Annotated in this window: 6 protein-coding genes, 1 tRNA gene and 2 rRNA genes; 6 read left to right on the top strand and 3 right to left on the bottom strand. The window is 48.2% G+C overall.

Annotated features, from left to right (window positions below; translation table 11 throughout):
• The 6 genes from ABYK60_RS18230 to mutT all read left to right on the top strand — a co-directional run.
• Positions 1–868: type II secretion system F family protein (locus tag ABYK60_RS18230; RefSeq protein ID WP_372873415.1), on the top strand; the 868-nt coding region annotated here is incomplete at its 5' end.
• A 24-nt stretch (positions 869–892) separates the two neighbouring features.
• Positions 893–1,807 (top strand): A24 family peptidase, encoded by a 915-nt coding sequence (locus ABYK60_RS18225; RefSeq protein WP_372873414.1) that lies wholly within the window; start codon positions 893–895, stop codon positions 1,805–1,807.
• Positions 1,807–2,424, top strand: a complete 618-nt coding sequence (coaE, locus tag ABYK60_RS18220) for a dephospho-CoA kinase (protein WP_372873413.1) — start codon at positions 1,807–1,809, stop codon at positions 2,422–2,424. Before ABYK60_RS18225 ends, coaE begins: the two co-directional genes overlap by 1 nt.
• A complete protein-coding gene (gene zapD / locus ABYK60_RS18215; protein WP_372873412.1) occupies positions 2,417–3,151 on the top strand; it encodes a cell division protein ZapD in 735 nt (244 codons plus the stop codon). Before coaE ends, zapD begins: the two co-directional genes overlap by 8 nt.
• Positions 3,152–3,213: 62 nt before the next feature.
• Complete coding sequence (gene yacG, locus ABYK60_RS18210) at positions 3,214–3,429, top strand: DNA gyrase inhibitor YacG (RefSeq protein WP_372873411.1); 216 nt, start codon at positions 3,214–3,216, stop codon at positions 3,427–3,429.
• A 41-nt stretch (positions 3,430–3,470) separates the two neighbouring features.
• Positions 3,471–3,866 carry an 8-oxo-dGTP diphosphatase MutT gene (gene mutT / locus ABYK60_RS18205; RefSeq protein WP_372873410.1) on the top strand — a complete coding sequence of 132 codons (396 nt, stop codon included), beginning with the start codon at positions 3,471–3,473 and terminating at the stop codon, positions 3,864–3,866.
• 107 nt (positions 3,867–3,973) lie between these two features.
• Here the strand turns inward: mutT and rrf (ABYK60_RS18200) are convergent.
• From rrf (ABYK60_RS18200) to rrf (ABYK60_RS18190), 3 genes are all read right to left on the bottom strand, one after another.
• Positions 3,974–4,089, bottom strand: a 5S ribosomal RNA gene (gene rrf / locus ABYK60_RS18200).
• 40 nt (positions 4,090–4,129) lie between these two features.
• Positions 4,130–4,205 (bottom strand) — tRNA-Thr (locus ABYK60_RS18195).
• Positions 4,206–4,247: 42 nt separating this feature from the next.
• Positions 4,248–4,351, bottom strand: a 5S ribosomal RNA gene (rrf, locus tag ABYK60_RS18190); the annotation flags it as partial.

The following is a 4,351-nucleotide window of genomic DNA, read 5'->3' as shown; positions in this document are numbered from 1 at the left end:
CTCTGACGCCCTAAGACCACACCGCATTTATTTCGATGACCTCTACGTTGACCTGGTTGCCGCCGGTGAACATTCAGGCTCGCTTGACGTCGTTTTCGACCGCATTGCGACTTACAAGGAAAAAGCCGAAGCACTGAAGTCCAAAATCAAGAAAGCCATGTTCTACCCTGCTGCAGTGGTGGTTGTGGCTATTGCAGTGACCACATTACTGCTGCTTTTTGTGGTGCCGCAGTTTGAAGAGATTTTCTCGAGTTTCGGTGCCGAGCTCCCTGCTTTCACACAGATGATCATCAATATTTCCAGGTTTCTGCAATCTTCTTGGTACTTCTTCCTTACCGCTATAGTGGTATCAATATGGCTGTATGTAAGAGCACACAGAAATTCTCAGGCGGTCAGAGACAAGCAAGATGAGTTTGTGCTTAAAATACCTGTAATTGGAGAAATCCTCCATAAAGCAGCGATGGCTCGCTTTGCCCGCACCCTGGCCACCACCTTTGCTGCCGGTGTGCCCTTGATTGACGGTCTGGAATCTGCGGCGGGCGCCTCCGGTAATGCGGTATACCGCAAAGCACTGCTAAAAATCCGTACCGAAGTCATGGCAGGTATGCAAATGAACGTAGCCATGCGCACAGTGAACCTGTTTCCGGATATGCTGATCCAGATGGTGATGATTGGTGAAGAGTCTGGCTCGTTAGATAACATGCTTAACAAAATTGCCAATATCTACGAAATGCAAGTGGATGATGCTGTAGACGGTTTGTCGAGCCTGATTGAACCCATTATGATGGTGGTTATTGGCACCTTGGTGGGTGGATTGATTGTGGGCATGTATCTGCCAATCTTCCAGATGGGTAATGTTGTCGGATAACCCACTAATTTATGAAAGATTTCAATGACTGAATTTATATCCTTAATGAGCCAGTACCCCTGGCTCTTTATTTTGCTCGCATTCATCTTCTCAGCCACTATTGGCAGCTTTTTGAATGTCGTAATCCATCGCCTTCCGGTAATGATGAAAAGAGAGTGGCAGCAGGAATGTAATGCCTATCTTGAAGAATACCAGCCTGAACTGTTTAAAAAGCTTGGAAAAGCAAATCTGGAAAAAACCATAGATAGCTATCCCGAACGCTACAATCTGATCATGCCGGCCTCAACCTGTCCCAAGTGTGGCATAGGTATTAAACCCTGGCACAATGTACCGGTACTTGGCTGGGTCGTGCTCGGTGGCAAATGCGCCTCTTGTAAAGCACCTATCGCCAGTCGCTACCCCATCGTTGAAGCATTTACCGGCATAACTGTCGCGGCAGTCGCATGGCATTTCGGTCCAACATGGCAGTTTGCAACTGCAAGCCTGTTAACTTTTGGGTTAATAGCCATGTCGGGTATCGACCTTGATGAAATGCTACTCCCCGACAGTCTCACCCTGCCTTTGCTGTGGCTTGGATTGCTTATTAATTACCATGGTCTATTTATCAGTCTTGAGGATGCTCTGATTGGAGCTGTGGCCGGCTATCTGTCGCTGTGGTCAGTATATTGGCTATTTAAGCTCGTAACCGGAAAGGAAGGCATGGGTTTCGGTGACTTCAAGCTAATGGCACTGTTTGGCGCTTGGCTTGGCTGGCAAATGCTCCCCCTAATCATTCTGCTCTCAAGCCTGGTTGGTGCCGTCGTTGGCATTTTGATGATGGTTTGGAAAAGCCATAAACGCGAAAATCCCATTCCATTCGGACCCTATATTGCCGCAGCTGGGTGGATAGCCTTGCTATGGGGGAATGATATCGTCAACTGGTATCTGAGCACACTCTGATGGCCAGTTATTTGCTAGGTCTTACAGGTGGTATCGGCAGCGGAAAGACCACCGTTGCCAACCTGTTCCAAGCCCGTGGTATCAACCTGGTAGATGCCGATATTATCGCCCGAGAAGTTGTCGAGCCTGGTTCCGAAGGGCTTCAGGCGATAACCGAGCACTTTGGGGTAAGCATTCTGCAAGCCGATGGCACACTGGATCGTGCAAAGCTTAGAGAACAAATCTTTGCAGATGATAATAAACGATTGTGGCTGAACAACCTACTGCATCCCATGATCCGAAATACCATGCTGGCATCGGCACAAAAAGCTGAGTCTGCTTATGTGATTATGGTTGTACCCTTGCTATTTGAGAACGGATTGGATAGGTTAGTCGATCGTACCTTGGTGGTTGATATTTCACCTGAATTGCAAATAAACAGGACCGCCAAACGAGATAACGTGAGCGAAGTTCAAGTCGCCAGCATCGTCGCCAGTCAGATAAGCCGGGAACAAAGGCTTGCCAGGGCTAACGACATTATTGATAACCGGGGAGTGATGGCTGAGTTAGATGCGCAGGTAGAGCACCTGCACCAGAAATATCTGGCACTGGCAGCATCAAAAACAAAAAATGAATGAACTGATTTATGAGCAACCTCTGAATGAAAAAATCCGCAGTTACCTGAGGCTTGAATACCTTGCTCAGCAAGTTCAACATAATTTGGATAATGACCATCAACAGCGTTGCTTTTACCCACTGTTTTCACTGCTGGAACTGAATGAGCGCTGTGATTATCGCGGCGATCTGCTTAAGGAAATCGATAGACAGCTGTTTATACTGGCGAAATGGAAAGCACTTTCCCACGTTGATTCGGCTCAGGCACAAGAATTTATCGATGGACTGTCAAATGCCCGTGAGTCATTGCAAAACCCGTCTCGCGTCGGCAGCGCACTCAAACAAGACCGATTTCTTAGCGCCCTTCGGCAACGTTTTGGGATGCCCGGGGCTTGTTGTAACTTCGACTTACCTCAGCTGCACTATTGGCTAGCCAAGCCATGGGAAGAACGAAGAAGTGAATACCAGCAATGGGTAGAGCACTTTAAGCCGCTGCTTACCCCTGTCAGCCTATTGCTGTCACTCATCCGCAGTACAGCAGAATATCAGGATGCAACTGCTGCCGGCGGTTTTTATCAAGGCAATAATAACCAACCACTTTCGCTCATTCGTGTAAGCATAGATCCAGCTCAAGGCTGCTATCCCACTATCAGCGGCCACAAAACACGCTACGCGATTCATTTCGTGCAATTCGCTGATCAGCGTCATTCCGACAAGTCTATCACCTTTAAACTGGCGACCTGCGCCTGAAGGCCTTACCATAAGACCTTCACAATTTCGGGTTTGTTACTCCATATTAAAAGGTTGTTTTCATGACATTGACGGTTAAGTGTCCACAGTGCCAAAAGCCTGTTACCTGGGATGCCTCCTCCGCCTTCAAGCCATTTTGCAGTGAACGTTGCAAACTGATTGACCTGGGAGATTGGGCATCAGAAAAGCACGCTATTCCAGTAAAAGATGACATCAGCGAAGAGCTACTGGATCAGCTCGGCTATGATGAGGCTGACTTTTTTAAAGCCCCGGATTAATCCGACACTCATTCTCAATCTAAATACCAAAGAGTCGTTTTATGACCAAACGTGTTCACGTTGCCGTAGGCATTATCAAACAAGGCTGCCATATTTTGCTGGCCAAACGTCATGGCCATTTGCATCAGGGCGGAAAATGGGAGTTCCCGGGTGGCAAGGTCGAGGCCGGTGAAACCACCTCAGAAGCCCTCAAACGTGAGCTAAAAGAAGAAGTTGGCCTGATGGTACACTCCAGCCAACCTTATATGGAAATCAGCCACGATTACCCAGATAAGCATGTGCTGCTTGATATCCACCTTGTTGAAGACTTCAGCGGTGAAGCAAGCGGTATCGAAGGGCAACAAATAGAATGGGTGTCACTGCAGGACATCGGCACATATCAGTTCCCCGATGCCAATCAACCTATCCTCGATAAAGTCCTGCAAGACTTTACCTGAACTTTTTCCGCACAGTTGTTACGTCAGGAACGGCGTAACAACCTGAGTCTGCCAAAGTACAGATAAAGAAAAACCCCGACGTTGCCGTCGGGGTTCTCGTATTGGATGCCTGGAAATGTCCTACTCTCACATGGGGAGACCCCACACTACCATCGGCGCTACTGCGTTTCACTACTGAGTTCGGAATGGGATCAGGTGGGACCACAGTGCTATGGTTTCCAGGCAAATTTTGTTGCTGCCATTTAGTACCTGGCGGCGAATAATGGTGCTGATACCCAGAATCGAACTGGGGACCTCATCCTTACCAAGGATGCGCTCTACCGACTGAGCCATATCAGCAAACTCTTGGATTCGACTTTCATAGTCAAATCAGAATTGGGCGCTTGGCAATGACCTACTCTCACATGGGGAGACCCCACACTACCATCGGCGCTGCTCCGTTTCACTACTGAGTTCGGAATGGGATCAGGTGGGACCAGAGCGCT

The organism is Shewanella sp. (genome assembly GCF_041630135.1).
In the GTDB taxonomy this organism is placed as follows: Bacteria; Pseudomonadota; Gammaproteobacteria; order Enterobacterales; family Shewanellaceae; genus Shewanella.
Note: the sequence above shows the minus strand (reverse complement) of the source record. Positions and strands in the feature narration are given on the sequence as shown.